Origin of the sequence: Hominimerdicola aceti (genome assembly GCF_025567495.1) — a bacterium.
Classification (GTDB): domain Bacteria; phylum Bacillota; class Clostridia; order Oscillospirales; family Ruminococcaceae; genus Hominimerdicola; species Hominimerdicola aceti.
The window spans coordinates 18,181-43,931 of record NZ_JAOQJZ010000003.1 but is presented as its reverse complement, the minus strand read 5'-3'; the positions used below and the strand labels follow the sequence as shown (position 1 = coordinate 43,931).

Below are 25,751 nucleotides of genomic sequence, written 5' to 3'. Positions count from 1 at the left end.
AGCATTAGTATTATAATAAGGTCAACACCTCATAAGGAGATATTTATATGAAGCTTTTTTACCCTGAGATATTTGATGAATTTGTCTGCACAGGCTCGCAGTGTTCTGACAACTGCTGTATGACCGATTGGGATATCGAGATAGACGAGGACACCTACGGCTTTTACAAAAAGCTTGACAATGATATAGGCAGGAAGTTTGTGAACTCAGTTACGGAAGACGAGGGCGTGAAATATCTTGTCCACTGCGACGGCAAATGCCCTATGCTCAACGAAAAGGGGCTTTGCTCTGTTCAGCTTGCTTACGGTGAGGATAACATCTCAGACATATGCCGTGAACACCCGAGGTTTTACGAGTGGTTTGGAGATTACAAGGAGGCAGGTGTGGGACTTGCCTGCGAAGAAGCTGTGAGAATGTATCTTTCTGACGATGAGCCCGTGAGATTTTTTACCAAAGAGATAGATGAAGAGCCTGACGACCTTGAGTTCGATCCCCAGCTTCTTGAAACCATGCTTTTTGCACGGACGGCTTTCATTGACCTGCTTCAAAACAGGGAATATTCTCTCCATGACAGGCTTGTGAACGTTCTTTCAGCGTCAGCGGAGATACAATATGCTCTTGACGAAGAGGATACAGAGGAGATAAAAGCCATTGCCCAGGAGCTTTCCCACCCTGAAATAATTGCAGAGCGTGTGGAGAGTTTGAAAAAGGCTTTGCCTGAAAAGCCTTTGGAAAATGCCGAAAATATGCTTTTGTATCTTGAACGTCTTGACTTTATAGGCGACATTCTCCCACAGCAGATAAAAGACGCAAGCCGATTTGTGAAAAAGTTTTCCGCACCCTTAAAGGCTCAGACGAGCGGAGAGTACGAAAAGCTTGCGGTGTATTTTGTATACAGATATTTTCTTAAAGCTGTGAGAGATTTCGACCTGCTGTCAAAAATAAAGGCTATGATAGTGTTCGTTTTTGCCGCAGAGGTCATAAACCTCAGTCGTGAGCAGGACGCTCACGCACGCTTTGAAACCGTCAAGGAGCTTTGCAAGGAGATAGAATATTCAGGTGACAACATGGACAGGATATATGACGACAGCTATCTTTCCGATATTTTCTCCGATACTTCTATGCTTGCACTTCTTGAATGGACGCTTTAGAGAAGAAGGTAGCCAAGCGCCAGGAGAAGCTTTATGTCTGCGCCCTGCTTGTATAATATGTAAATAAGCAGACCGATAAGGGCTTTTTCCTCGTCTATCTTTATATCGCCTAAATTCCCCCCAAGCAGACCGCTCAAAAGCGAACTGCTCTGAGGGGCTTTTTGTGGGCTATGAACATTCTGAGTGCGAGGGGTTTCCTCTGCATTAGGTGGTGCAGACTCGCTATTAGGGCTTGCGCCCACAATGCTTCGTGAACGCCTTTGCATTTCTCTCACACGGCGAATGGCTTCCTCCTGCATGGTGGTGAAATTATTGTCATCAGAATAAGCCAAGCAGATCACCTCCCAGAAGTCCGCTTTCTTTCAGTGCGGGATAGACCGCAAAAAGCTTGAATATTTTTATGAGCCTGTCTATTTTCGCCTGATTTTCTTCTTTCAGCAGAGGTCGCAGAGCAAGAAGAAGCTGGATATTTTTATCGGGCTTTGAAGCCGATTGCATAATGCTTTGTATCTTCATAAGCTTTGCAATATCAAGACCCCCTGCCTGTGTCGCTTGCGCAGGCTTGCTTTCCGCAGGAGGAGAAACGCCGCCTAGGCTTTGGAGAAGCTGAGAAAAGTCCATGTTCCGGGGGCTTTGTGGAGCTTCGCTCTGACCGCCCTGTTCTCCCTGTCCGCCGTTATCCGCCGTGAGCATATCCGCAAGCTCCTTTATCTGCTTCATGCTTTCCTCGTCATTAAGCACATTCTGTATTTTGTTCATCAGATCGTCCAATTATTTCACCGCCTGTTCAAGCTTTTGCCCTGTAAAATACTATTTCCCCTGAAGCTTTTTGAATATCGCCCTTGCCTGTGGTGAGGACAATATTTTCTCTGCAGTTTTCGGATCTGACAAAGCCTTTTGAAGCATCATAGCCTCGTTTTGTGGCATACCCTGAAGCGCCCTGTCATAAACTCCGCTTTCAAGCTGACCTTTCAGCACATCAGGGGTAGTGCCTAACTTTCTTGAAGCCACTGCAAGAAGCGCCTGCATGGCTTTTGGATCCATAGAATTGAAGCTGTTTTTTGCGCTCATAAAAAATTCTCCTTTTTTCTATAGTATTTATAAATATTTATGTTATAATATTGCTTGTTATAACTGGTAAAGGGGTGTAACTATGAGAATAATCGTTTTTTCGGATACTCATGGAAATTATTCTGCAATGCACAAAATATTCAAGAGAAACGGCGACGCTGACCTGTTTATTTTTCTTGGTGACGGCGAACGTGACCTTGACAGCCTGAGAGTGCAGTATCTTGACAAAAAGATAGTAAACGTATCAGGAAACTGCGACTTTGCCTCGCTCACTCCCGAAAATGACATATACATGACCGATGACGGTATAAAGATATTTTTCACCCATGGCCACAAGTGGGGCGTGAAATACTCTACCGACAGACTTTTTTACAAAGCCAAGGAAATAGGCGCACAGATAGCACTTTTCGGACACACACACTGTCGCTACTATGCCTATGAGGAGGGCATCCACATTTTAAACCCCGGCAGTGCAGGTCAGCCGAGAGACGGCAAGCCTGCAAGCTATGCCTATATCGACATTACAAAGGACGGTGGCATATTCTGTAGTCACGTTGACCTATAATATGCTCAGAGCTTAGATCTTGTTAAACAAAAAGCGGACGAACACCTTTCATGTTCGCCCGCATTTTTATGCTAAAAATTATTCTGATATCTCTTTTCTTACCCTTTCAAGCTCATCAAGGAACATCTGATCCGCATGGCTAAGGCGGTAATTGCTCTGATAGATAAGAACGTCCTTATTGGTCTTTTTGAAGCTATGACAAACTCTTTGCACCAGGCCATAACGCTTCAATATCTCCTTTGGCAGAGGACTTACCCACATGAATGAGTCTGGACAAGCCGAAAGGATATCGAACTGACTTCCTCTCTCATAGACGTAAATATGCCTGCTGTGATTATTAAGCTCAGCGTTTTTCTTCTGATAAGTCGCTGAGATGTTCGGCACGATATTATCCCCATGCAATACCTCTATGTATTTATCAAGGACAGTTTCGTTTATCTCTTTTTCTTTAGCAAGCTGGCTGTTTTCGCTTGTGATAAGTACATAATCGAACTCCCACACGTTATGATATTTCAGATTTTTCTCTTCTATCATAGACATGAAAAAGCTCTCATACGCCACAGGATAACGGATTATACCCATGTTATATTCGCATTCCACCACTGCGTTTATGGCTTCCATGGAGTTTGTTTCCCTTATTTTTGCGTCAAGCTCCACATTCGTGCCTAACTTGTTCACAAAGCAAGTGAAAGCGTGAGTTATATAGCTTGCCCTTGGCAAAAGCAGAGAGAAGTTCACAGCGTTTTCACCATTATCCTTATAAAGGCTCTCCATTTTATCCATTTGCACAAGTATGGCCTTTGCATACTGCAAGAACTGTTTGCCCTTTTCTGTGGCAACAACACCCTTTGCACTTCTTTTAAAAATCGGTATGCCAACTTCTCTTTCCATTTCCTTTATGGCTTTTGAAAGGTTAGGCTGACCCATATAAAGTGCTGAAGCTGCTTTTGTGATAGACCCAAGTCTTTCGACCTCTACCATATATCTGAGATGAGTTAAATTCATAGTTTCCCCTTCTTTGTTATCGGTATATAAAATTTTAAGGCTGTCATATAATATTATATATGCTTTCTGTCAATTTCATTATAAAGCTTTGTTAAAAACTTGTCAACCACAAGGAGCGTTTTTTAACATTTATTTAACATAAAGCAAAGTCATTTACCTCTTGACAATGCCTTTATACTCTGTTATAATCTTATATGTTTAAGGCAATACCGCACAAAGATTGTGCGTCAGATGCGTAGTCAGATTTTTTGTGTGATATGACGGGAAATCTGCAAGCAGATGGCGTGCAAAGCCGTCAGGCGGGCTTTGTGCGGTGTTGCCTTAAATAACAAAGGCTTACTTCTGCCGCCGGGTAGAAGTTTTGCGTCGGACCTGCTGTCGTTAGGCTTTAAAAGACAGCGGTGTTCGGCGTTTTTTTGTGGGATAAACGGAGGGTAAAAATGAAGAAAAATTCACATCTTAGGGACTTTGCCAGATACGCTTCTCTGAACGTTCTCGGAATGATAGGTGTATCGTGCTATATCCTTGCGGACACGTTCTTTGTCGCAAAGGGCATGGGTGCAGACGGCGTAACTGCACTGAATATCGCCATTCCGATATACAGCCTTATCCACGGCACCGGACTTATGATCGGCATGGGCGGAGCGACAAAGTTTGCAATATACAAAAGTCAGGGACGTGACGAAGCAGGAAGCAGAGTTTTCACCTGTGCACTGCTTATGGCTCTGTTGCTTGGAGCGATATACTTTTTGGGCGGAGCGTTTTTCTCAATGCCACTTGCAAAGCTTCTTGGTGCAAAGGGCAGCGTTGTGGGCATGACTAATACCTACCTAAAAGTGCTTATGATGTTCGGACCGTTCTTTGTGCTTAACGACACTTTCAACTGCTTTATAAGAAATGACGGAAACCCAAAGCTTTCAATGGCGGCAATGCTTACAGGAAGCTTTTCAAACATAATACTTGACTATGTGTTCATTTTCCCGCTGGATATGGGCATTTTCGGAGCTATCCTTGCAACAGGGCTTTCGCCTGTCATAAGCCTTTGCATACTGAGCATATACAAATTCCGCAAAAAGAACAGCTTCCATATCGTCAGGGCAAGGCACGAAGGGAGAACCTTTGGCGGCATATTGTCCATAGGCGTGCAGTCGCTTATAACTGAGCTTTCATCAGGCATCGTAGTGCTTGCGTTCAATATAATAATACTTGGTCTTGCAGGCAACACAGGCGTTGCAGCTTATGCAGTGATAGCGAATACTTCCATTGTGGCGGTATCCATATTCACCGGTATCGCACAAGGCGGTCAGCCGCTTATCAGTGCTGCTCACGGCATTGGCGACAAAGACCGTCTTAGAGCAGTGCTGAGATATTCTATTATATCACAGCTGGTGATAGCGCTTATGGTTTACCTTGCTATTGCATTTTTCACAACGCCTATCGCCGCTATATTCAACAGCGAGCATATCGACTCTCTTCAGCGCATGGCAGAGGACGGCATGAAAATATACTTCACCGGATTGTTTTTCTCAGGCTTCAATATAATAATATCTGCATTTTTTGCGGCTTCTGAAAAAATCATACCAGCCCAGACCATCACCATATTAAGGGGCTTTGCTCTTATCGTGCCAATGGCTTTCATTATGTCCAAGGCAGCAGGATTAACTGGCGTATGGCTTGCTTATCCTGTCACGGAATTTATCGTAGCGGCAATATCCATAATATTCTATATAAGAAACAGACACAAGACATAAAACAAACGGCAAAGCATCAGGCTTTGCCGTTTTATTTTTGCGTAAAGCTTGAAAAACGGTGATTTTTGTGATATTATAAAGGGTAGTGATAAATTTTGCGGAGGTCAACTGACAAATGATAAACACAAGCGGCGACACGCTGATAATAGATATAAGGGACGAGCTTTCCTTTGAATACGGTCACATTGACGGAGCAGTGAACATCCCTGCCGAAAAGCTTGATAAAAGCGACCTGCCAAAGGACAAAAAGCTTCTTATCTGCTGTAAAAGCGGACTTATAAGCGACACTGAGGCAGAAAAGCTTCGAGAGCTTGGCTATGACGCTGAAAACCTAGAGGGTGGCTACTATGGCTGGCTGAGAGAAAAGCTTTCCAAAGAGGTCGTAGAGGATATCTCACAGGACGCTGAGCGGAGCATACAAAAGAAATTCCGCAAGGAGATATGGAACAGATTCACACAATCTGTGAACGAATATGAGCTTATAAAGCCTAATGACAGGATAGCGGTGTGCATATCGGGCGGCAAGGATTCAATGCTCATGGCGAAGCTCATACAAATGCTTCACCGCCACAGCAAGTTCCCTTTCGAGGTAAAATATCTTGTTATGGATCCGGGCTACAGCCCTGCAAACTGTGAGATAATCGAGCGCAACGCAAAGCGGCTTGGAATACCCATAACAGTGTTTGAGTCTGATATTTTCGACTCTGTATACAATGTGGAGAAAAATCCATGCTATCTGTGCGCACGAATGAGAAGAGGTCATTTATACAGCAAAGCACAGGAGCTTGGCTGTAACAAGATCGCACTTGGACATCACTATGATGATGTTATCGAAACTATACTTATGTCAATGCTTTACGGCGGACAGATACAGACCATGATGCCCAAACTCAACAGCACGAATTTTGAGGGTATGCAGCTTATAAGACCTCTCTATATGGTAAGAGAGGACGACATAAAAAGGTGGCGTGACTATAATGGGCTGCGGTTCATACAATGTGCCTGCAAGTTCACCGACACCTGCACCACCTGCGCACCTGACAGCAGGACAGTATCAAAGCGTATGGAGATAAAACAGCTTATTGCAAAGCTAAAGCTCGTTAATCAGCAGGTGGAATACAACATTTTCAAGAGTGTGGAAAACGTTATGCTCAATCAGGTCATTGCATACAAAGACGATGAGGGCAGACACAGCTTTTTGGAGAGATTCAAAGAGGAATAAAAAAATCATCGCCGCAGGCGATACCTTAATTTCTCATTCCTCACTTATCTATAAGGTGGCATAATAATGATATTTCTATTTCTTCTGCCCTTTTATCTGGGCGTATCATCATACATGATGTTCCGATTTTTCTACTGGATGAAGCACTGCAACCACAGATTTAACTGGCTGCGTTTCAAAGTGCCTTTTGCAGTGGTCTATCTTTTCATGGCGCTTTCGCCTGTTATAGCTTTTCTGCTTCCAAAATCCGCCGTTGCTATCGTCATAAGGCGAATTTCTACATACTGGATAGGCATTATGCTCTACTCGCTCTTGTATGTGGTGCTTTTTGACCTGCTAAGACTTATCGCAAAGCACACGAAGCTGAAAAACACGCTGCTTTTTTCCCGTGGAAGCGTTATTTCCATTGGTTCGGTGGTTGTGGCTTGTGCGGTGGCGACCTGTCTTTACGGCATTTTCAATGCACGAAACATCAAGGTGAATGAATACAGCGTAACTGTCAACAAGTCATGTGGCAGTGACAAGCATTTAAAGGCTGTGCTTGTGGCTGACCTGCACATGGGTTACGCTATCGGTGTGGATCACATCACCAACATGGTTGAGAAAATAAACCAGCAGGACGCTGACATTGTTATAATAGCAGGAGATATTTTTGACAACAGCTATGACGGCATGGACGATCCCGAAGGTATAAAGGCACAGCTCAAGTCCATAAAGAGCAAATACGGCGTTTATGCTGTCTACGGCAACCACGATATAGATGAAAAAATTCTCATGGGATTTACCTTTGACTGGGGCGGAAAACAGCTTCATAGTGAAAAAATGACAAACTTTATGAAAGAGTGTAACATAAAGCTTATCAATGATGAGTCTGTTTTGATAAACGATGAATTTTATCTTGTGGGCAGGCGTGACACTGACAAGCCCGGTACTGAGGACGGCACTCGTGCAGAGATATCAGAGCTTACGAAGGATCTTGACAAGACCAAGCCGATATTCGTGCTTTCCCACGAGCCTGACGAGCTTCAAAAGACCGCTGACGCAGGTGCAGACATAGATTTCTCAGGTCACACACATGACGGGCAGCTTTTCCCAGGCAATCTGACAATAGGTCTTTTCTGGGAAAACCCATGTGGCATGATAAAGAAAGATAACATGTACTCCATTGTCACCTCTGGTGTTGGTGTATACGGCACTTTCATGAGGGTAGGAACTGACGCTGAGATATGCTCTGTAGATATTGATTTTGCAGGTTAAGTTATATAGTAAAAGGTCTGTCACTTGATTTTGGTGACAGACCTTTTTTATGCTAAACAATATCTTTTTCAAAAACGGCTTTGATATTCATATCACCATTCACCTTAGCCTTTATCTCCGATTGGGTATTATCGCCCTTTACGCCCTCCCAATGGTCAAAATGCCAGCCTGATTTTGCTTGTGCGTTCAATTTTATCTCACAGCCGTCAAAATATGTGCCGCTATAATTACTTTCTATTTCAACGCCCCCTATCAAAACGCTTCCCTGCTCGTTATCCGCTGATATCTTCACTGTTCTGCGCTCATAATAGTCAAACTCTCTTTCAAGATAGCCAAGCACTTTATCATATCTTCCCTCAATAAAATTCTGCCAACGTATTATCATAGGGTCTGTAGCTTTCGCAAGGTTTGCCCATGTTGGAAAACGGTCGAAATAATTGTCAAGCTCGCCGTAATAGATATTCTTATAATATTCGAGATACTCACCGAACCGCTCCGCAGTAAAGTTCACGCTTCCAAGCTGACACATTGCCGAGGTGAGTTTCAAATCGAATTCCTCGTTATCTATAAGGCTGCAAAGTATTCCGCCAAACTTTGTATAGCTTTGGCTTCTAAGATACGAGAACATATTTGTTTCCATATCCTTCTCGTTATAATGCGAGCATGACGATTCCGTATCGAAAAGCACAAAGCGCCATCTGCCATCTGCATAGCTATTGCTCTGCTCTATGGTTCTTGTGCGCCAGCAAGCATAGTTGTTCTGCGGCCAATCGTCATTGAAGATATACATTTCCGTGGCGGCATACTCCACAAGGTTATCCATATCTATCATTGCGCAGGCTTTGCGATAATTCTCCTCAATGGACATATCGTTTTCTGTGATAAACTTATACATATCATTGAAAAGCTTTTCGTCCTCAGCCTCACCCTCGCTCAGCTCATCATTTTTATACATGACAACGTTGCTTTTTGCAACATTATATCTATCCGCAAAATATCTGTCGCTGTAATCCGACTGCAAGGTATAAAGTCCCCAGTATTCACCGTCTATAAACAGCACGCAGGCTGTTCCCTGCTGAGTTTCAACACCTCTGCCTGACACCATATTTTGTATCATCATGTCCTTGAATTTTGAATAATTGGCGTCATTCCCGCCGTTTCTAAGCACAAAGGTCTTGCAGGAGGTGATAGCCTCGCCGTTTACATCTGTAAAGCTATCCCAGAAAACTGTATCAAAAGAGTTTTTGCCGTAATCGTTTCGAGCATAAAGCCTGAACGACTTTTGATAATCCGCCCTAGACCAGCCGCCTTGTATCCTTATGCCGCAATCCTGAGAAATAAGGCTGTTGCCCTCGCTGTCGAAATACTCCACATAACATTCTTTTTCCCACTCTCTGCCACGCTGATTATAGTTTGCAGGGATAGAGCCGTTCCAAGGGTGGTCGGGGTTTTCTTCGTCATATTCTTTGTATACGTCCCCAAGGCAGTAAATGCCCGTTTTTTCGTTGAAAAGCCCATCAGGATCGGTGGTAATGGATACTATAGGCAGATCGTTATGATCTGCACTTGAAACGTCCACAAAATAAGTGGCAGTAACAGTTTTTCCGCACTTTCCGCTTGTACCCTCTGCACAGGCTCTTATGACAGTGCCTTTATCAACTGCGCTTTTGTCAGGCAGTTTTATGCTGTCACGATAGTCAAGCTGTATCTTCATAGGGTCATAAGCCGAAAGGACATTTTCATCATCTGACCTGTCGTCAATTCTCAGGGCATTTTCATAGACCTTTCTTGTGTCCGACGTGGCAGGGTCGGTGCCGTCGGTGGTATAATACACCGTCTGACTCTCTCCTGCGGTTATCTCAAGGTCAAAAGCCTTTTCATAGCTACCTGCCGCCTGAGAAAACACAGGTGTATCTCCGATAGTTTTCTCTGCATTCGCCGTAAGAGGTGTAGGCTCTGAAACGTACATTTCACCCTTGACATTTTTAGAATAGCTCACGCCCTTGTTAAGCTTAGGCATTTTTATGCTCTCACACTGGAACGAGTCATATTTCAATATTATCTCCGCTTCGCTGACCTTGCCTATGCTGAAATCAGCGTGGGGAAAATCAGCATTTTCAAAGCCTGCTGACGAGCAGTATACTATTATATAGTCATTGGCTTTAATGACATATCCGCCCAAAGGCTGATCTCCACCGCCATTTTTTGAAAGTGAAAATCCCGTAAGTGAAATATCTTTATTTGTAGGATTATATATCTCTATCCAATCGCTTGGTTCTCCGTTTTTGTCCTGCATAGCTGTTTTCTTAGATGTTTCGCTGTTTGAGGGGCATATCTCGCTTATATATATTTTCGGCGGTCTTATTATAACTGCAGCGAGCATTACCACCGCTGCCACCGCCGCAAGACAAAACCCTATCATGGAAACCCTTTTTAGTCCCAATACAAAACCTCCTGCTCTGCAATATTACAGATATCATTATAGCCTTTTTTCACATTTCTGTCAACCAACTGCAAAACACACAAAATCCATGGGGATTTTCTCTGTGGCTTTTACTATTTCTACAATCCTTTTAACTTTTACTTGACAAACTTTTACGGCTGTGCTTTAATAGAGTAGTAGGGTAAAATCCCCGTAAATACGAAAGGAATGGTACATATATGAAGTTAAGAAAAGTTCTGGCACTTGCCGCTGCAGCGGTAATGGCTGTGGCTGCTCTTGCGTCATGCGGCGTTAAGGAGGACTCCTCAAACGATTCAAAGGCAGGCGGCTCATCAGAAAAGCACTATAAGATAGGCATTGTGCAGATAATGGAGCATACATCTCTCAACACTATCAGAGATGCTGTTATCGACAGACTTGCAGAGCTTGGCTATGTTGACGGCAAAAACTGCACTATCGACGCTCAGCAGGCTAACAATGAGTCAACAACTGTTCAGCAGATACTCGACCAGTTCAAAGCTGACGGTGACGATATCATCATCGCTATCACAACACCATGCGCACAGCTCGCAGCTCCATACTCTGAGGAGATACCAGTAGTATTCTCCGCAGTAACAGACCCTATCGGTGCAGGTCTTTGTGACTCGCTTGAAAGCACAGGGGCAAACATCACAGGCACATCTGACAAGCTCGCTATCACAAAGATACTTGACTTTGCGCTTGAAATGAAGCCTGAAATAAAAACTCTCGGTTATCTTTACAACACAGGCGAGGACAACTCAGTTTCTACCCTTAAAGAAGTAAAGGCTTATTGTGAGGGAAAGGGTATCACTGTTATCGAAGGCGCTGCTTCAAACACATCTGAGGTGCAGGAAGCTGCTCAGAACCTTGCCGCAAAGTGCGACGCTGTATTCTCACCTAACGACAACACTATTGCAGGCGCTATGGGTACAGTAACAGAAGTTATGAACAAGGCTAAAGTTCCAATGTTCGTTGGCGCTGACTCAATGGTAATGGACGGCGGTCTTGGCACTGTTGGTATCGAGTATTCCGACCTTGGTAAGGAAACTGCAAACATGGCAGCTCAGATACTCAGCGGCGAAAAGAAAGCGTCCGAGATACCAATAAAGGTGTTCAACGAGGACCTCAGCACTTATATCAACAAGACAACTGCTGACGCTATCGGCATCACTATTCCTGACGATATTGCAAACGGAGAAAAGACAGTTTACTTCGATTAAACTATTGCAAAATCAAATCAAACATAGTATAATAGTAGGGAGCGGGACTTTCGCTCCCTGCTATTTTTTATTGAAAGGAAAATTATATGAAACTGAATAAGAAAACAGTTATCTCGCTTATACCGAAAGCTGTGCTTTTGATCTTACTTCTTGTGATAATAAACACTCAGCTCACGGAAAGCGTTGTTACGGGAACATTTGAAAAGGGTCTTGTTTTTTCTATCCTTGCACTTGGAATATTCATCTCATTCAGGATACTTGATATCCCTGACCTGTCGGTAGACGGAACTTTCACCCTTGGCGTTGCAGTATCAGTTATGCAGGCTTTCAACGGCGACCCTATCAAGGGCATACTGCTGTCAATAGTTGCAGGAGCTATCGCAGGAAGCGTGACGGGAATACTTATCACAAAACTCAACGTTCAGCCTATACTTGCGGGAATAATCACAATGACGGCTCTTTACTCCATAAACCTGAAAATCATGGACAGACCTAATATTTCACTCTATAAGAAAGATACTATATTTACAATGGCACAGAAATATTTCGGCGACTATTACAAGCTTGCGGCGGCAGGTATCGTGCTTGTTATTGCGGCTGTTCTGCTTTTCTGGTTTCTTAAAACTCAGGCAGGAATGTCACTTAGAGCCACAGGCGACAACGAATACATGGTTAGGGCTTCTTCAATAAACTCAGACAGAATGAAGATAATGGGCTTTGCCATTGCAAACGCTTTGGTATCCCTTTCAGGCGCAATGTACGCTCAGTATTCCTCGGCAGGCGACTCAAACAGCGGTACAGGTATGCTGGTGGTAGGCCTTGCTTCTATAATTATCGGTGAGATATTCTTCAGCAAGCACTCGATCCTCTGCGGAATACTTGCGGCGATATTCGGTGCGATAGCATACAGATTTGTTCTTGCTTTTGCAATGAATCTCGGTATGGACAGCAACTACACAAAGCTTTTCTCAGCCTGCATAGTTGCCCTTGCTATCTCTCTGCCTGCTATCAAGAAGTATATCACAAAGGCATACAAGCGTGTATGCAGTGACAAATAGGAGGTTTAAAATGCTTAAGCTTGAAAATATAAACATAACCTTCAACAAGAACACTGCCAACGAGCGTAAGGCACTCCAGCACATAGACCTTGATGTGGCTGACGGAGATTTCGTTACGGTAATAGGTTCAAATGGTGCGGGAAAATCCACACTTATGAACGTTATCAGTGGCAGCTACGAGGCTGACACCGGCAAGATATTCCTTGACGGAAAGAACATCACTCACCTAAAGGAGCATCAACGTGCAAGAACTATAGGCAGGCTTTTCCAAGACCCGCTGAGAGGAACTGCGCCAAACATGACCATAGAGGAAAATCTCGGCCTTGCCTACAGTCGTGGAAAGCGTCGTTCGCTGACTATCGGTATCAGGAAAAAGGACGTTTCAGTGTTCAGAGAAAGGCTCAAAGAACTTGACCTTGGTCTTGAGGACAGAATGAAAATGCCTGTGGGCTTGCTCTCAGGCGGACAGCGACAGGCGCTCACATTGCTTATGGCGACTATCGTTACACCAAAGCTTCTGCTTCTTGACGAACACACTGCGGCACTTGACCCTAAGACCGCAGAAAAGGTCATGAGGATAACCGAAAAGATAGTAAAGGAAAACGCACTGACTACTCTTATGATAACACACAACATTTCAAATGCCATTGAATACGGCAACAAGACTATCGTAATGAGCCAAGGCAAACTGCTTCTTACTATCGAGGGCGAGCAGAGAGCAAACATGACGGTGGAAAAGCTTATGAAGCTTTATTCCGACACCGCCGAGGACGAACTTTCAGACAAGATGATACTTCAAGAATAATTAGACATACAAAAAGCTGCGGAGGGAAAACTCCGCAGCTTTTACTTTTGTTCTTTCACATAAGACTAAACATATGTTATATCTATTCCTGCGATCTTTGCTCTGCCCTTTATGATAAGGATCTTTTCTTTTTCATCATAAGCTCCGTTAGGCTGGTCTATTCCGCCAAGAACGCAGTCGGCTTCCACCTTTATGCCCCAGTTCTTCGGGATATAAAGCTCCACTCCGCCGCAAAGCACATCAACATTCAGCTCGACTTCGTTTCCTGCCATATCGGCAGAATCAAAGTACACCTCCATACCGCTGTAACGGCAGCTTATGTCAACTCTTTTCAACACCTTTGAGGTTATATACTTTGTGCAGCCTGAAAATTTTGCGTCGATACGCACATATTCCCCGTTGTCTGAGGATTTATCCCATGCAGGATTATCGGTAGTGTGGGTGGTCCACTTGCTTTGGGTAAACCTGTAGCGGTAAGGGAAAATGAATGAAAATCCCACGCTGAGAAGCAGTGCCGCACCGAGAACAGGCCATGGGGTGAACTTCTCGATACCGAGAGTTTCGTCAAAGAGTATCGCCATGATAGCCATAGGGAAGAATATTCCCCAGAAGTTAAGGTGTCTGACGCTTGTTACGATAACAGGAACGAGGAGCAGTGAGATCACAACGCTCCACACGCTTACACTTCCAAGCAGACCTGTGCGGTCAAGGATAAGCGCAACGCCTGCAAGGATAAAGAACAAGCCCCATATAAGATTTTTGTTTTTCATAGAAATCTCCTTTCTCCAAGTCTGAGCTTCAAAAGCTTGTAATAGCTTCGTGAGGCGTAAAGCTGTTTGTGAGTGCCTGCAAAGCTTATAAGGCTTGCAGAGGTTATGTTTCGCTCAACAGAATAAATATGTTTCACGTTCACGATTGCTGATTTTGACACCCGCACGAACTTTCGTGGAAGTATCTCTTCAAGCTCGAAAAGTTTCATTTTCACTTGAAAAACGTCGTCGGAGGTATGAGCGTTAAGATTATGTTCCCCTGTTTCAAAAAACAGTATGGAATCAAGGGGAGGATAGAACTGAACTGCGTCTTTGAAAAAAGCTATCTCAGGATCGCCCTCAGTGGACTCCGCCGCCATTTTCATTTTAAGCACACGTTCATCGGGCTGGGCGCACCTTATGACTATCTCGTCCTCAGACATATTCTCGTCTATCTCTATCCTGACCTTCACGCTTTCACCCCCGTTTTATCTGACAGCCTTATTATAATCTATTTTTCTTTTCATGTAAACCTCTTTTGGCTGACAGGTGCAGATTTCTATGCAAGAGGTAAATTTTATGGTCCAAAGGGGTGCTGACCATGCAACACCCCTCAATTTAGTTTTTTACCAGTAGCTTGCCTCGCTGCCTGTGCCGTTTTGCATATATTTGTATATGAGTTCAAAAAGCTCGCTGTTGTCAACATTGTTTTGTTCCATATAATCCACAACGCCCTGAGCGGTAAGACCGCTTGCATAGTCGCTGTTTCTAAGCACCATTGCAAACTCTGCCGCAGAGCAAGCCTTTGCAAAATTCTGTGACACAGCCTCTGTATAGTCAGAACACATAACAGACTTGTCTATAAGCTTGCTTTCGCTCGCCTCCGGGTCTTTATACCTCACTGAAACTGTGAGCATTTCTCCGCTGAGCTCGTTGGTTTCAGCCTTGCTCTCGTTATCCTGATATTTCAGCGACTTTTCATTGCCGTTATTTGGCACTATCTCATACAAAACCGTGACCTGCTGACCCGAGCCGATATCGCCTGCGTCCTTTGTATCGTCCTCAAAGTCCTCGTCATTGAGAAGTCTGTTTTCATAGCCCACCAGCCTGTATGCTGAAACATTTTCGGGATTAAACTCTATCTGCACCTTTGCGTCCTTTGCGACAGTGAAAAGAGTTCCGCTCATTTCTGTTACAAGCACTCTTTTTGCTTCGTCAACGCTGTCGATATAAGCATAGTTTCCGTTGCCGTTATCAGCAAGGGCTTCAAGCCTGTTATCCTTATAGTTTCCTGAGCCGAAGCCAAGCACTGAGAGATATACCCCTGAGTCACGCTTTTGTGATATAAGGTCGGTAAGCTCTTCTTCACTTGATAGACCGACGTTCAGATCGCCGTCAGTTGCAAGGATAACTCTGTTGTTGCCGCCCTCTATGAAATACTCCTCTGCAAGCTTGTAAGCTGTGGTAATTCCTGCCGCACCTGCTGTCGAGCCGCCTGCTGACAGGCTGTTAAGTGCTGAAACTATCTCCTCGCTGTTGTCGCCACTTTCGCCCTCAAGAACAACGCTGTCGCTGCCTGCATAAGTGACGATAGAAACTCTGTCATCAGCCCCAAGGTTTTCAACAAGCATTGAGAAAGCCTGCTGAACAAGAGGAAGCTTATCCTCGTCCTCCATTGAGCCGCTCACGTCTATGAGGAAAACAAGGTTTGTAGGAACGTCCTTGACCTTTGCTTCCCTTGCCTGAAGCCCCACCAGCATAAGCTTTGCTTCACTGTTCCAAGGACAATCGGAAAGCTCGGTATTTATAGACACCGCACCCTCCGCAGGCTTTTCATAGTCATACTTGAAATAGTTTATGAACTCCTCTGTTCTCACAGCGTCAGTGTCGACCTCCCAGCCATCATTTATCATTCTTCTCACGTTTGTGTAGGAAGCCGTGTCAACGTCTGTGGAAAAGGTGGAAAGCGGTTCGTCTGAAACGAGCTTATAGCCGTTTTCCGTCAGATGGTTATATTCCTCGGTATTGTAACCCCCTCCTATATTCGCCGTGCCGTCAGTATCTCCGGCTGTAACATTGCTGGATCTGTAGTTTTCCGCAGTTGTTCTTTCATTGTTATAGCTGCCGCTCTTTCTGCTCTCCGAGCCGTCATAACCGCTTCCGCATGAAGCAAGCATTGTCGCCGTCATCATAAGCGACAGAGTCATGGTCAAGTTTCTTTTTATACTGTTTGAAGTTGTCTTTTTCATAGCTGTCATCTCCCGTAAAATAGCGTGGGCGATATGCCCTTGCGTTGTTAGCTACATAGTCCTCCACTTAGCAAGCAGGTCTTGCAGATCGTTTTTCGAGGAATATCTCATTCGGTCATAGAAATAATCGTTCTTGCTTTTCTGCGAGCCTTTGAGAATACCCGAATCATCATCAAGACTTTTCCAGCCGTTTTGAAAAACGATATCCCCGTCCAGAGAGATCTCTATCTGAGGTGCATTTTCAAAGGCCATAGAATAAGTGCCGTTTTCTTTCCTCAGTGGTATGAAATATTCTCTGTTTTCCTGCATGATATAAGGGGTAGAGCTTTCAATGGTGATATTTGTTTTGCTTTCTTCTCCTGTCTTTGATACAAGGCTGTTTATTCTCAGGGTGTAATGTGCGCTGTCGCTGTTGAGCCTTGCTGAAAGCACTGTCACATCTGCAAAGAAGTCTGTATCTTCCAGAACGCTGTCCTCTGTGAAATAATCATCGCCCTTTGGAATGTAGCTGTCCTCATAAGCCTTTGTGTCTGTGTGGCTGAAACTGAGCTGTTCGTATGTCTTTTCTTCTCTGTTTTCAAGCCTAGCCTTGTCAGCCGTTTCTATGCTATGCTTTGAAACACTGTCCGACTCTGAGCGGATATCGGCGTAAAGGCTTACGCCGCCGATAATAAGCACGAGCGAGGCTGCTGCCGCTGCAAATTTTCTGTAATTTCTGCGGCTTACTTTTATCTGTGTCTGATCTTTGTCCGTTTTGTTTTCAAGCTGTCCCTCTATCCTGTCCCAGAGCTTTTCCATGTCAGGGGCAGTATCAGAAATATGCTTTTTGTAAAGAAATTTTATGTTCTTAGCCATAGATACTGTCCTCCTTTATGGTCTTTTTTAGTTTGAAAACAGCCTGACGGTATTTCCATGTGACAGTACCCAGCGGCTTCCCCACTGCCCGACTTATCTCACGAAATGTCATATCCATTCCAAGCCTCATGTTCAAGATATCCCTTTCGCCCTCTGAAAGCAGCTTCAAAGCCTCCTCGAAGGTGAGCTTTCCGATCACATCGTCGTCTACCCGCATACTGTCCTGCTGTTCTTTGTGCCCTGCTTCATCATCGTCAAGGGTCGGCATTTCGTGCCGCCTTTTTCTGATAAAGTCAAGAGCGAGATTTTTCGCCATTACAGTCAGATATCGCTTATGCCCCGTTCCCTTTCGGTACTGACCTGCGGTGTCCCATAGCTTTAGGAAAAAATCTGATGTCAGGTCCTCAGCGTCCTGAGGACTTTTCACAATGTCAAGCATGATGTTATATATCACCTTGCCGTAGCATTGATAGATCTCCCTAAGCCCGTTTTTGTCATTTTTCAGGATCAGCTCCACCCTGAAATCGAACTCAGTGTCGGTCAAGTCTTTCACACCCCTCGATAACTTATATACGATTCTGCACGGGAGATTTTATGGCAAAATAGTATACAAATTTTACTTTTATTTTTTGTGCATTGATAACAAACTTATGTACAAACACAATTGTGCCGATAAGATATTTTAGCACATTAAAGCATATCTGTCAAATAAAAGAACACACCCCCGTCCATATGAACGAGGGTGTGTTCTTCGTGTGAAGATCTATGAGAAATTATTTGGAGAGATCAATATTTCTTACAGCGTCCCTTACCTTAAGAACAAAGGTCGGAGAAACTGAAAGCTCGTCAATGCCCATTCTCAGGAAGGTTTCTGTGAGAGTAGTGTCAGCCGCAAGCTCACCGCATATACCTATCCATGCGCCGTTCTTGTGGGCATTTTCTGCAGACATTTCAATAAGTCTAAGTATGGCCTCATGGTGAGTGTCGCAGAACTGCTCTATATCAGGGTTCTGTCTGTCGCAAGCAAGGGTATACTGAGTGAGGTCGTTCGTGCCAACGCTGAAAAAGTCCACAAGCTTTGCAAGCTTATCGCTTATGATAGCCGCCGCAGGGGTCTCTATCATGATGCCAAGCTCAACGCTGTCAGAAACTGTTATACCCTGTTCTTTAAGCTCAGCCTTGACTTCACCACACATAGCAAGGGCTTTTTCTACCTCTGAAACGCTTGTTATCATAGGGAACATTATGCCCAGATTGCCGTATACGGAAGCTCTGAAAAGCGCTCTGAGCTGAGTTTTGAATATCTCAGGTCTTGCAAGACAAATTCTTATTGCTCTGTATCCCAAAGCTGGGTTTTCCTCTTTTTTCAGGCCGAAATAATCCACCTGCTTGTCAGCACCGATATCGAGCGTTCTTATGATGACCTTTTTCCCTGCCATGCTCTCAAGAACACGCTTATAAGCATGAAACTGCTGTTCCTCTGTAGGAAAATCTGAGTTTTCAAGATAGAGAAACTCGCTTCTGAAAAGACCTATTCCTCCTGCGTCATTGAGAAGCACAGCACCGATGTTGTCAACGCTTCCGATATTTGCATAAATGTTTATCTTTTTACCGTCCTTTGTGACATTCTCCTTGCCTTTGAGGGTCTGCAAAAGACGCTTTTTCTCCTCGTCTGCTTTCTGCTTTGCGGTAAGCTCAGCGGTGGTCTTTTCATCAGGGTCAACGAAAATCTCCCCTGTAAAACCGTCAACAATAGCAAAGTCGCCGTCCTTTATTTCTGACAGGAATTTGCTTCCTACGCCTATTACCGCAGGTATGTTCATATTTCTTGCAAGGATAGCTGTATGTGAATTTGATGAGCCATGTGCAGTAACGAAGGCAAGCACCTTGTCTTTATCAAGAGATATAGTTTCGCTTGGTGCAAGATCATCAGCACAAACTATCATCTTGTCGTCACCTGCTGAGCCGTCGCTGACATTGCCCGTGAGGTTTGCGATGATCCTGTTGGAAATATCCTTTACATCTGCGGCTCTTGCCTGCATATAAGGATCGTCCATAGAAGCAAACATCTCCGCAAAGTTGTCTGCCGTCACTGCCACTGCATATTCTGCGTTGACCTTCTGGCTGTCAATGATATTCTCTATAGACTCGTTATAATCATCATCTTCAAGCATCATCATGTGTATCTCAAAGATCTGAGCATTTGTTTCGCCCACCTCCCTGAGTGCCTTGTCATAAATGCTCTGGAGCTGTTCTGTGGCTGCCTGCTTAGCTTTGGCAACTCGCTTCTTTTCTCCCTCGCTGTCTTCTGTGTGAATACGTTTTATAGCGGTATCCTGCTTTTTGAATACTGAGATCTTACCCATTGCTACCGCACCGTAAACGCCTTTTCCTGTATACTTAGTCATAAATATCCGCCCCTTTTCTCATAGATCTTATTATTTTTCACGCTTTTTCCAGCCGATGGGACGCCCCTGCGAACATGCCGCAGAAACGTCCCGCCGGCTGGACGGCTTTGACCGCCCAGCTGACAGATAATAATTAAAGTGTTTCCTCAAAAAATGCCTTGAGTGCTTCGGAAGCCTTGTCCTCGTCTGCACCCTCGCAGGTAACAGTAACAGTATCGCCCTGCTTAACGCCAAGACCCATAAGCTTTGTGATGTTCACGCTCTTTCCGCCCTTTTCGATAGTGCAAACGCTCTCGAACTCCTTTGCTTTCTTTGCAAGAAGTCCAGCCGGTCTTGCGTGGATACCAATTTCGTCTGTGATAGTGTAGCTAAATGTTTTCATGATGAATACCTCCAAATAATTATTTTATCTTCAAGATCATATCTCCTGCCGAAACGCTGTTTTGTGCAACAGGTTCAACAGACGCATAATCGTCCGTGTTGCCTATTATCAAAGGCGTTGTCACCTTATAGCCTGCGGCTTTTATCTTATCCATATCAAAGCTTATGAGCAGGTCACCTTTTTTAACTTCCTGACCGTCGCTGACATGGGCTTCAAAATACTGTCCGCCAAGCTTTACAGTGTCGATACCGATATGGAGAAGTATCTCCACTCCATCGTCCGATACCATATTTACGGCATGCTTTGTGTCAAAAACGCTGTCTATCTTTCCGTCGCATGGAGCGTAAAGCTTGCCCTCTGACGGCTCAACGGCTGCGCCCTCGCCGAGTATCTTTTGTGAGAACACATCGTCCTCAACGTCCTCAAGCTTAACAGCAGTGCCGTTCATGTGGGAGTAAAGCGTTATTGTCTTGCCGTTAGTTTCTGTGTTTTCTGCACCCTCGGTCTGCGGTTTTTCTTCTATTTTATCAGAAGCTTTCTCAGTGCCGATAATGCTGTCAGGGTCGTCGCTGTATGGTGAATCAATAAAATCCTCAAGATCTGATTTTATAACTGAGACCTTTGGTCCGTAAATGACCTGAACGCCGTTGCCCTTGTGGATAACGCCTGAAGCACCGCTGGCTTTGAGCATATCGTCCATGACCTTTGAGGCGTCATTTACTGTAACTCTAAGTCTTGTTGCACAGCAGTCAACATCTGAAAGATTTTCCTTGCCCCCAAGACCTTTGAGTATCATTGCGCTTACAACGTCTGAAGCCCTCTTGTCTGTGCTCTTTACCTTTGCCGCCTTAGCCTCGTTTACGTCGCTTCTGCGATAAAGCTTAGGTTCAACGTCATCAGGCTCTCTGCCAGGTGTTTTAAGATTCATCTTTGTTATCATAAAGTAGAACACAAAGTAGTAAACAACCGCATAGATAAGTCCAACAACAACTATCCATATCCAGTGGGTCTTTGCGTTGCCCTGCAAAATTCCGAAGAGGGTCATGTCTATAAGACCGCCTGAGAACGTCATTCCAACGCCAACGTTAAGAATGTGCATAAGCATATAGGAAAGTCCTGCCAATACACAATGAACAGCGTACATAAGAGGAGCAACAAACAGAAATGTGAACTCCAAAGGCTCTGTTATACCTGTAATCATTGAAGTAAGAGCCGCTGACAGAAGCAAGCTTCCTACTACCTTTTTCTTTTCAGGACGAGCAGTTTTGTACATTGCAAATGCTGCAGCAGGAAGACCAAATATCATGAACGGGAATTTTCCTGCCATAAATCTTGTTGCCGATACTGAGAAAACTTCTGTTGACTTTGAAGCAAGCTCTGCAAAGAAGATGTTCTGTGCGCCTGCTACCATGTTGCCGTCTATCATCATCGAGCCGCCAAGCTCTGTCTGCCAGAAAGGCATATAGAAAACGTGATGAAGTCCAAATGGGATAAGAGCACGTTCAAGTATTCCGTATATCCAAGTGCCTGCATATCCTGAGTTGAGCACAAGCACGCCAAGCTTTGAGATACCAAGCTGTACGATAGGCCACAGATAGAACATTATGATACCAACGATAAGGTATGTGACAGTTGAAACGATAGGAACAAATCTTGTTCCGCCGAAGAATGAGAGCACCTGCGGAAGTTCTGTTTTATAGAACTTGTTGTGCAGTGCCGCAACGCCAAGTCCTACAAGGATACCGCCGAAAACGCCCATTTGCAGCGTGGTGATACCAAGCACTGACGTTGTGGAGTTTTCTGCCATTGCCTCAACGCCGCCCTTTGCGGTGATAAGTGCGCTGATGGTGGTGTTCATTACGATATAGGCGATAGCACCCGAAAGGGCTGCGACTTCTTTTTCCTTCTTTGCCATTCCGATAGCAACGCCCATTGCAAACAGAAGCGCAAGGTTATCGAAAACGGCGCTTCCCGTTTTGCTCATTATGTCGAGTATAGTGTAAAGCACACCGCCCTCATAGATGAATTTGCCAAGATGATAGGTTTCGATAGTTGTGGCATTGGTGAAAGAACTGCCTATTCCAAGAAGCAGACCCGCCACCGGCAGCAGTGCGATAGGGAGCATGAAAGAGCGTCCCACACGCTGCAATACGCCGAAAATTTTATCCTTCATAATAATAATATCCTCCATGATCAATTTATCTCAGCTGAATTATCATTATGGTACCGTTAATGATAATACCGCAGCGAATACATTATATATAAGCTGTGGCAACAATGCCTATCCGCTTATTTTCTTCAGATGAATCGAAAGAGTTATCATTTCATCTTCCGATATAGTTTTAGCATAATTCTTCAAAATATGATCCTGCATATGCTTTGCGCATTTATACTGCTTTTTGAATTTCTTTTTTATGATATCAGTGAACTCCTCGTCCCTGCTGAGAACATTAGGAAGCTCCTGAGATTTGAAGAGTCTTTTCGCAAGATATTTTAAATGCACAAGAAATCTTTCATATGCAACAGAGTTCTTGTTTATCTTCCCTGCCAGACAAGCGTCCGCTATCTCAGCACAGCTGTTCACCATTTTAGTGATATCCTGTATCTGTTCCATTTTTGTGCCGAGCCTTGCGTTTATGATGTGCATTGCGATAAAGCCCGCTTCATCACCCCTCAGCTCCACGCCAAGCCTTTGATATATCTCCGCCACACAATATCTTCCAAGAGCAAGCTCTTTCGGGAAGCAGTCGCTTATGGCGTCCATAAGCGGGTTTTCAAATTCAAGTCCCTGCTTTTTTCTTTCAATGGCAAATGAGATGTGGTCTGAAAGTGTTATTATGAGCGACTCGTTTAGCTGTCCGTCGATATGTGAAGAAATATAGTCCACAAGATCTGCCGTAAGCTTTATATGCTCATATGGTATCTCGGTCAGGCACTCGATAAGCCTTTTTCTAAGCTCTGAGTCTGTAACAAGATACATTTTCTGAATCTTATCCTTATCAGGCTCGTCGCCGTATTTCTTTCCGAAGCCTATCCCCTTGCCTGAGATTATCTGCTCTTTTCCTTTATCGTCTATGACGCTTACGGTGTTATTATTTATCACCTTGATTATTTTCATTAAAAATCCCCCTATAAAATCAAAAAAACCAACCTTAATACGAACTCACACAATATGTCCGTACAAAGTTGGTCATGCCCAGTCTATAAATGAAAGGTAACACTCCAATAAAAGATGTTATGTATCAATTTCACTATAATTATATTAACACACCCATATTTATTTGTCAACAGCATACATAAAATTTGTTTTTCAAATCTGTTTTTTTAACAAATAAACTTATTTTGTTTTGTATAAAACCTACAATTATCAGCCTGAAAAGCACAAAAAAGCCGTGGAAACACTGCTGTTCCCACGGCTTTCGGTATGTTAAGAGAGTATCTGTATAGCTTTATTACTTTGTCATAAGCTCGCAAACAAGGTTTGCAAACTCAACAGGGTTGTCGATAGACATACCCTCAATAAGCAAAGCCTGATCGTAAAGAAGCTTTGCATAGTCTTTCAGCTTGTCCTTATCGTTAGCATAGAGGTCTTTCAGCTTTTCAAAGATAGGGTGGTTTGGATTTATCTCCAGTGCCTTTTCAGCCTTTACCTTATTGCCGTCATTCTGAGGCATAGCGTTGAGTACCTTCTCCATTTCGATAGTTATGCTGCCGTCTGATGAAAGACAAACAGGGTGAGTTTTAAGCTTCTTTGAAAGACGGACAGTCTTTACCTTGTCAGCGATAGCTTCCTGCATGAAAGTGAACATATCCTTGTTCTCTTCGTCAAGCTTTTTAGCCTCTTCCTTTTCTTCCTCTGTGTCAAGGTCGAGATCAGCGTCGCTTATGGACTTGAAAGGCTTGCCGTCATAGTTTATCATCACCTTGATAGCGAACTCGTCAACGTCCTGTGTAAAGTAAAGAACTTCATAGCCCTTATCCTTGATCTTTTCAAGCTGAGGGAGCATTTCGATCCTTTCCTTTGTTTCGCCGCAGGCATAGTAGATCTCTTTCTGATCTTCTTTCATTCTTGAAACATACTCTTTGAGTGTAACGTTCTTGCCGTCAAATGAGGACGGGAACATAAGGAGATCTTTCAGAGTTTCGTTTGCAGCGCCGTATGACTGATAAATGCCAAACTTGAACTGAAGCCCGAATACGCTGTAGAACTTCTCATACTTCTCACGGTCGTTTTTCAGAAGCTTTGCAAGCTCGTTCTTTATGGACTTTTCAAGGTTCTTTGCGATTATCTTGAGCTGTCTGTCCTGCTGTAAAAGCTCACGGGAGATGTTCAGTGAGAGATCCTCAGAGTCAACAACGCCCTTTACAAAGCTGAACCAGTCAGGAAGCAGGTCTGCACATTTTTCCATTATCATTACACCGCTTGAATAAAGCTGGAGTCCCTTTTCATAGTCCTTTGAGTAATAGTCAAAAGGCGCACGGGCAGGTATATAAAGCAGTGCGTCATATGTTGCAACGCCCTCGTTCTTTGAATGGATATGTGCAACAGGTGGCTCATAGTCACCGAACTTCTCCATATAGAAGTTGTTGTAATCCTCGTCCTTTAGCTCGCTCTTGTTCTTCTTCCAGATAGGGGTCATGCTGTTAAGAGTTTCGATAGCCTTGTGTACCTCAGGCTCTTTACCCTCCTCATTATAATGAGTATGCTCGACTTCCATTCTGATAGGGAATCTGATGTAGTCAGAATATTTCTTTACAAGTGACTGTATCTGATACTGATCAAGATATGTTGAATACTTCTCGTCATCAGTATCGTCCTTGAGTTTAAGTGTGATAGTTGTGCCGGCGCCGTCAGGCTTGTCACACTCTTCTATTGTGTAGCCCTCAACACCGTCAGATGTCCACTTATAAGCCTGATCGTTGCCGAAAGCCTTTGTTACAACGGTAACTTCCTTTGCTACCATAAAAGTAGAATAGAAGCCTACACCGAACTGACCGATGATATCAACATCGTCCCCAAGGTCATTGTCTTTCTTGAAAGCGAACGAGCCTGAGTTTGCGATAGTACCAAGGTTGTTTTCAAGATCCTCCTCTGTCATACCGATGCCGTTATCAGAAACTGTAAGCGTTCTGTTTTCCTTGTCGATAGCGATATTGATAGCGAAGTCGCTCTTTTTCATTCCCACAGAAGTGTCTGTCAGGGACTTGAAATACAGCTTATCAATAGCGTCGCTTGCATTTGAGATTATCTCTCTGAGAAAAATCTCCTTATGAGTGTAGATCGAATTGATCATCATATCAAGCAGTCTTTTGGATTCTGCCTTAAATTCTTTTGTCTGCATAAAATCTCGACCTTTCCTTAATAATATTTTACTTTCTTTGAATACTGTTCCATATAATTAGCACTCTATCTATCTGAGTGCTAATTATATTATACAACAAGGTTGATAAAATGCAATAGTTATCACAAAATTTCTCTTATTTATTTACAAATCCATAACATTTCATCACATACCTGACAAAATACCATTTGCAAAAG

23 protein-coding genes are annotated in these 25,751 nt (G+C 43.8%); 8 read left to right on the top strand and 15 right to left on the bottom strand.

Going from position 1 to position 25,751, the window contains the following annotated elements; genetic code table 11:
* The first annotated feature begins 47 nt into the window (after positions 1–47).
* The gene (gene fliB / locus OCV57_RS03825; protein ID WP_267300489.1) at positions 48–1,151 is read left to right on the top strand and encodes a flagellin lysine-N-methylase; all 1,104 of its coding nucleotides are present in this window, start codon (positions 48–50) and stop codon (positions 1,149–1,151) included.
* Here the strand turns inward: fliB and OCV57_RS03820 are convergent.
* From OCV57_RS03820 to OCV57_RS03810, 3 genes are read right to left on the bottom strand one after another with little or no spacing between them, the layout of a single operon-like run.
* Positions 1,148–1,492, bottom strand: coding sequence for a hypothetical protein (locus OCV57_RS03820; protein WP_267300487.1), 345 nt, complete (start codon positions 1,490–1,492; stop codon positions 1,148–1,150). The genes fliB and OCV57_RS03820 overlap by 4 nt on opposite strands.
* Positions 1,470–1,922: a hypothetical protein gene (locus OCV57_RS03815; RefSeq protein WP_243241328.1), complete on the bottom strand. Its 453-nt coding sequence runs from the start codon at positions 1,920–1,922 to the stop codon at positions 1,470–1,472. The genes OCV57_RS03820 and OCV57_RS03815 overlap by 23 nt, the downstream gene beginning before the upstream one ends.
* A gap of 39 nt (positions 1,923–1,961) precedes the next feature.
* Positions 1,962–2,222, bottom strand: coding sequence for a hypothetical protein (locus tag OCV57_RS03810; protein ID WP_022286541.1), 261 nt, complete (start codon positions 2,220–2,222; stop codon positions 1,962–1,964).
* An 82-nt stretch (positions 2,223–2,304) separates the two neighbouring features.
* Here OCV57_RS03810 and OCV57_RS03805 point away from each other — a divergent pair, with 82 nt between their 5' ends.
* The gene (locus OCV57_RS03805; RefSeq protein WP_022286542.1) at positions 2,305–2,787 is read left to right on the top strand and encodes a metallophosphoesterase family protein; all 483 of its coding nucleotides are present in this window, start codon (positions 2,305–2,307) and stop codon (positions 2,785–2,787) included.
* A 78-nt stretch (positions 2,788–2,865) separates the two neighbouring features.
* On the opposite strand, the gene OCV57_RS03800 is transcribed toward OCV57_RS03805, so the two are convergent.
* Positions 2,866–3,792, bottom strand: a complete 927-nt coding sequence (locus OCV57_RS03800; RefSeq protein WP_022286543.1) for a LysR family transcriptional regulator — start codon at positions 3,790–3,792, stop codon at positions 2,866–2,868.
* Between the two features lie 440 nt (positions 3,793–4,232).
* On the opposite strand from OCV57_RS03800, the gene OCV57_RS03795 reads away from it, so the two are divergent.
* The 3 genes from OCV57_RS03795 (at position 4,233) to OCV57_RS03785 (ending at position 8,022) form a co-directional block, all read left to right on the top strand.
* Positions 4,233–5,543, top strand: a complete 1,311-nt coding sequence (locus OCV57_RS03795) for an MATE family efflux transporter (RefSeq protein ID WP_267300486.1) — start codon at positions 4,233–4,235, stop codon at positions 5,541–5,543.
* A 115-nt stretch (positions 5,544–5,658) separates the two neighbouring features.
* On the top strand, positions 5,659–6,765 hold the full coding sequence (locus OCV57_RS03790; RefSeq protein WP_267300485.1) for a PP-loop family protein: 1,107 nt from the start codon (positions 5,659–5,661) through the stop codon (positions 6,763–6,765).
* 66 nt (positions 6,766–6,831) lie between these two features.
* Positions 6,832–8,022: a metallophosphoesterase gene (locus OCV57_RS03785; RefSeq protein ID WP_117924380.1), complete on the top strand. Its 1,191-nt coding sequence runs from the start codon at positions 6,832–6,834 to the stop codon at positions 8,020–8,022.
* 52 nt (positions 8,023–8,074) lie between these two features.
* Here OCV57_RS03785 and OCV57_RS03780 read toward each other — a convergent pair whose 3' ends face one another.
* The gene (locus OCV57_RS03780; protein ID WP_267300484.1) at positions 8,075–10,465 is read right to left on the bottom strand and encodes a CotH kinase family protein; all 2,391 of its coding nucleotides are present in this window, start codon (positions 10,463–10,465) and stop codon (positions 8,075–8,077) included.
* Between the two features lie 218 nt (positions 10,466–10,683).
* On the opposite strand from OCV57_RS03780, the gene OCV57_RS03775 reads away from it, so the two are divergent.
* From OCV57_RS03775 to OCV57_RS03765, 3 genes are all read left to right on the top strand, one after another.
* Positions 10,684–11,706: an ABC transporter substrate-binding protein gene (locus OCV57_RS03775; RefSeq protein WP_117863143.1), complete on the top strand. Its 1,023-nt coding sequence runs from the start codon at positions 10,684–10,686 to the stop codon at positions 11,704–11,706.
* 86 nt (positions 11,707–11,792) lie between these two features.
* Entirely contained in the window at positions 11,793–12,764 is a 972-nt protein-coding gene (locus OCV57_RS03770) for an ABC transporter permease (RefSeq protein WP_022286549.1), read from the top strand.
* A 10-nt stretch (positions 12,765–12,774) separates the two neighbouring features.
* On the top strand, positions 12,775–13,569 hold the full coding sequence (locus OCV57_RS03765; protein ID WP_022286550.1) for an ABC transporter ATP-binding protein: 795 nt from the start codon (positions 12,775–12,777) through the stop codon (positions 13,567–13,569).
* A 65-nt stretch (positions 13,570–13,634) separates the two neighbouring features.
* Here the strand turns inward: OCV57_RS03765 and OCV57_RS03760 are convergent, their stop codons facing one another.
* The 10 genes from OCV57_RS03760 to htpG form a co-directional block, all read right to left on the bottom strand.
* The gene (locus OCV57_RS03760) at positions 13,635–14,339 is read right to left on the bottom strand and encodes a LiaF transmembrane domain-containing protein (protein ID WP_022286551.1); all 705 of its coding nucleotides are present in this window, start codon (positions 14,337–14,339) and stop codon (positions 13,635–13,637) included.
* Positions 14,336–14,791: a LytTR family DNA-binding domain-containing protein gene (locus OCV57_RS03755; protein WP_267300478.1), complete on the bottom strand. Its 456-nt coding sequence runs from the start codon at positions 14,789–14,791 to the stop codon at positions 14,336–14,338. Before OCV57_RS03755 ends, OCV57_RS03760 begins: the two co-directional genes overlap by 4 nt.
* A gap of 153 nt (positions 14,792–14,944) precedes the next feature.
* Positions 14,945–16,567: a vWA domain-containing protein gene (locus OCV57_RS03750; protein ID WP_267300477.1), complete on the bottom strand. Its 1,623-nt coding sequence runs from the start codon at positions 16,565–16,567 to the stop codon at positions 14,945–14,947.
* A 51-nt stretch (positions 16,568–16,618) separates the two neighbouring features.
* The gene (locus tag OCV57_RS03745) at positions 16,619–17,422 is read right to left on the bottom strand and encodes a hypothetical protein (RefSeq protein ID WP_267300476.1); all 804 of its coding nucleotides are present in this window, start codon (positions 17,420–17,422) and stop codon (positions 16,619–16,621) included.
* A complete protein-coding gene (locus OCV57_RS03740) occupies positions 17,415–17,975 on the bottom strand; it encodes an RNA polymerase sigma factor (protein ID WP_267300475.1) in 561 nt (186 codons plus the stop codon). The genes OCV57_RS03745 and OCV57_RS03740 overlap by 8 nt, the downstream gene beginning before the upstream one ends.
* Before the next feature lie 220 nt (positions 17,976–18,195).
* Positions 18,196–19,830 (bottom strand): phosphoenolpyruvate--protein phosphotransferase, encoded by a 1,635-nt coding sequence (ptsP, locus tag OCV57_RS03735; RefSeq protein ID WP_267300473.1) that lies wholly within the window; start codon positions 19,828–19,830, stop codon positions 18,196–18,198.
* 133 nt (positions 19,831–19,963) lie between these two features.
* Positions 19,964–20,212 (bottom strand): HPr family phosphocarrier protein, encoded by a 249-nt coding sequence (locus OCV57_RS03730; RefSeq protein ID WP_267300472.1) that lies wholly within the window; start codon positions 20,210–20,212, stop codon positions 19,964–19,966.
* 19 nt (positions 20,213–20,231) lie between these two features.
* Positions 20,232–22,385 carry a PTS sugar transporter subunit IIABC gene (locus tag OCV57_RS03725; RefSeq protein ID WP_267300471.1) on the bottom strand — a complete coding sequence of 718 codons (2,154 nt, stop codon included), beginning with the start codon at positions 22,383–22,385 and terminating at the stop codon, positions 20,232–20,234.
* Positions 22,386–22,493: 108 nt separating this feature from the next.
* The gene (locus tag OCV57_RS03720) at positions 22,494–23,330 is read right to left on the bottom strand and encodes a PRD domain-containing protein (RefSeq protein WP_267300470.1); all 837 of its coding nucleotides are present in this window, start codon (positions 23,328–23,330) and stop codon (positions 22,494–22,496) included.
* A gap of 334 nt (positions 23,331–23,664) precedes the next feature.
* Positions 23,665–25,554: a molecular chaperone HtpG gene (gene htpG, locus OCV57_RS03715; protein WP_118160568.1), complete on the bottom strand. Its 1,890-nt coding sequence runs from the start codon at positions 25,552–25,554 to the stop codon at positions 23,665–23,667.
* Positions 25,555–25,751: the final 197 nt, after the last annotated feature.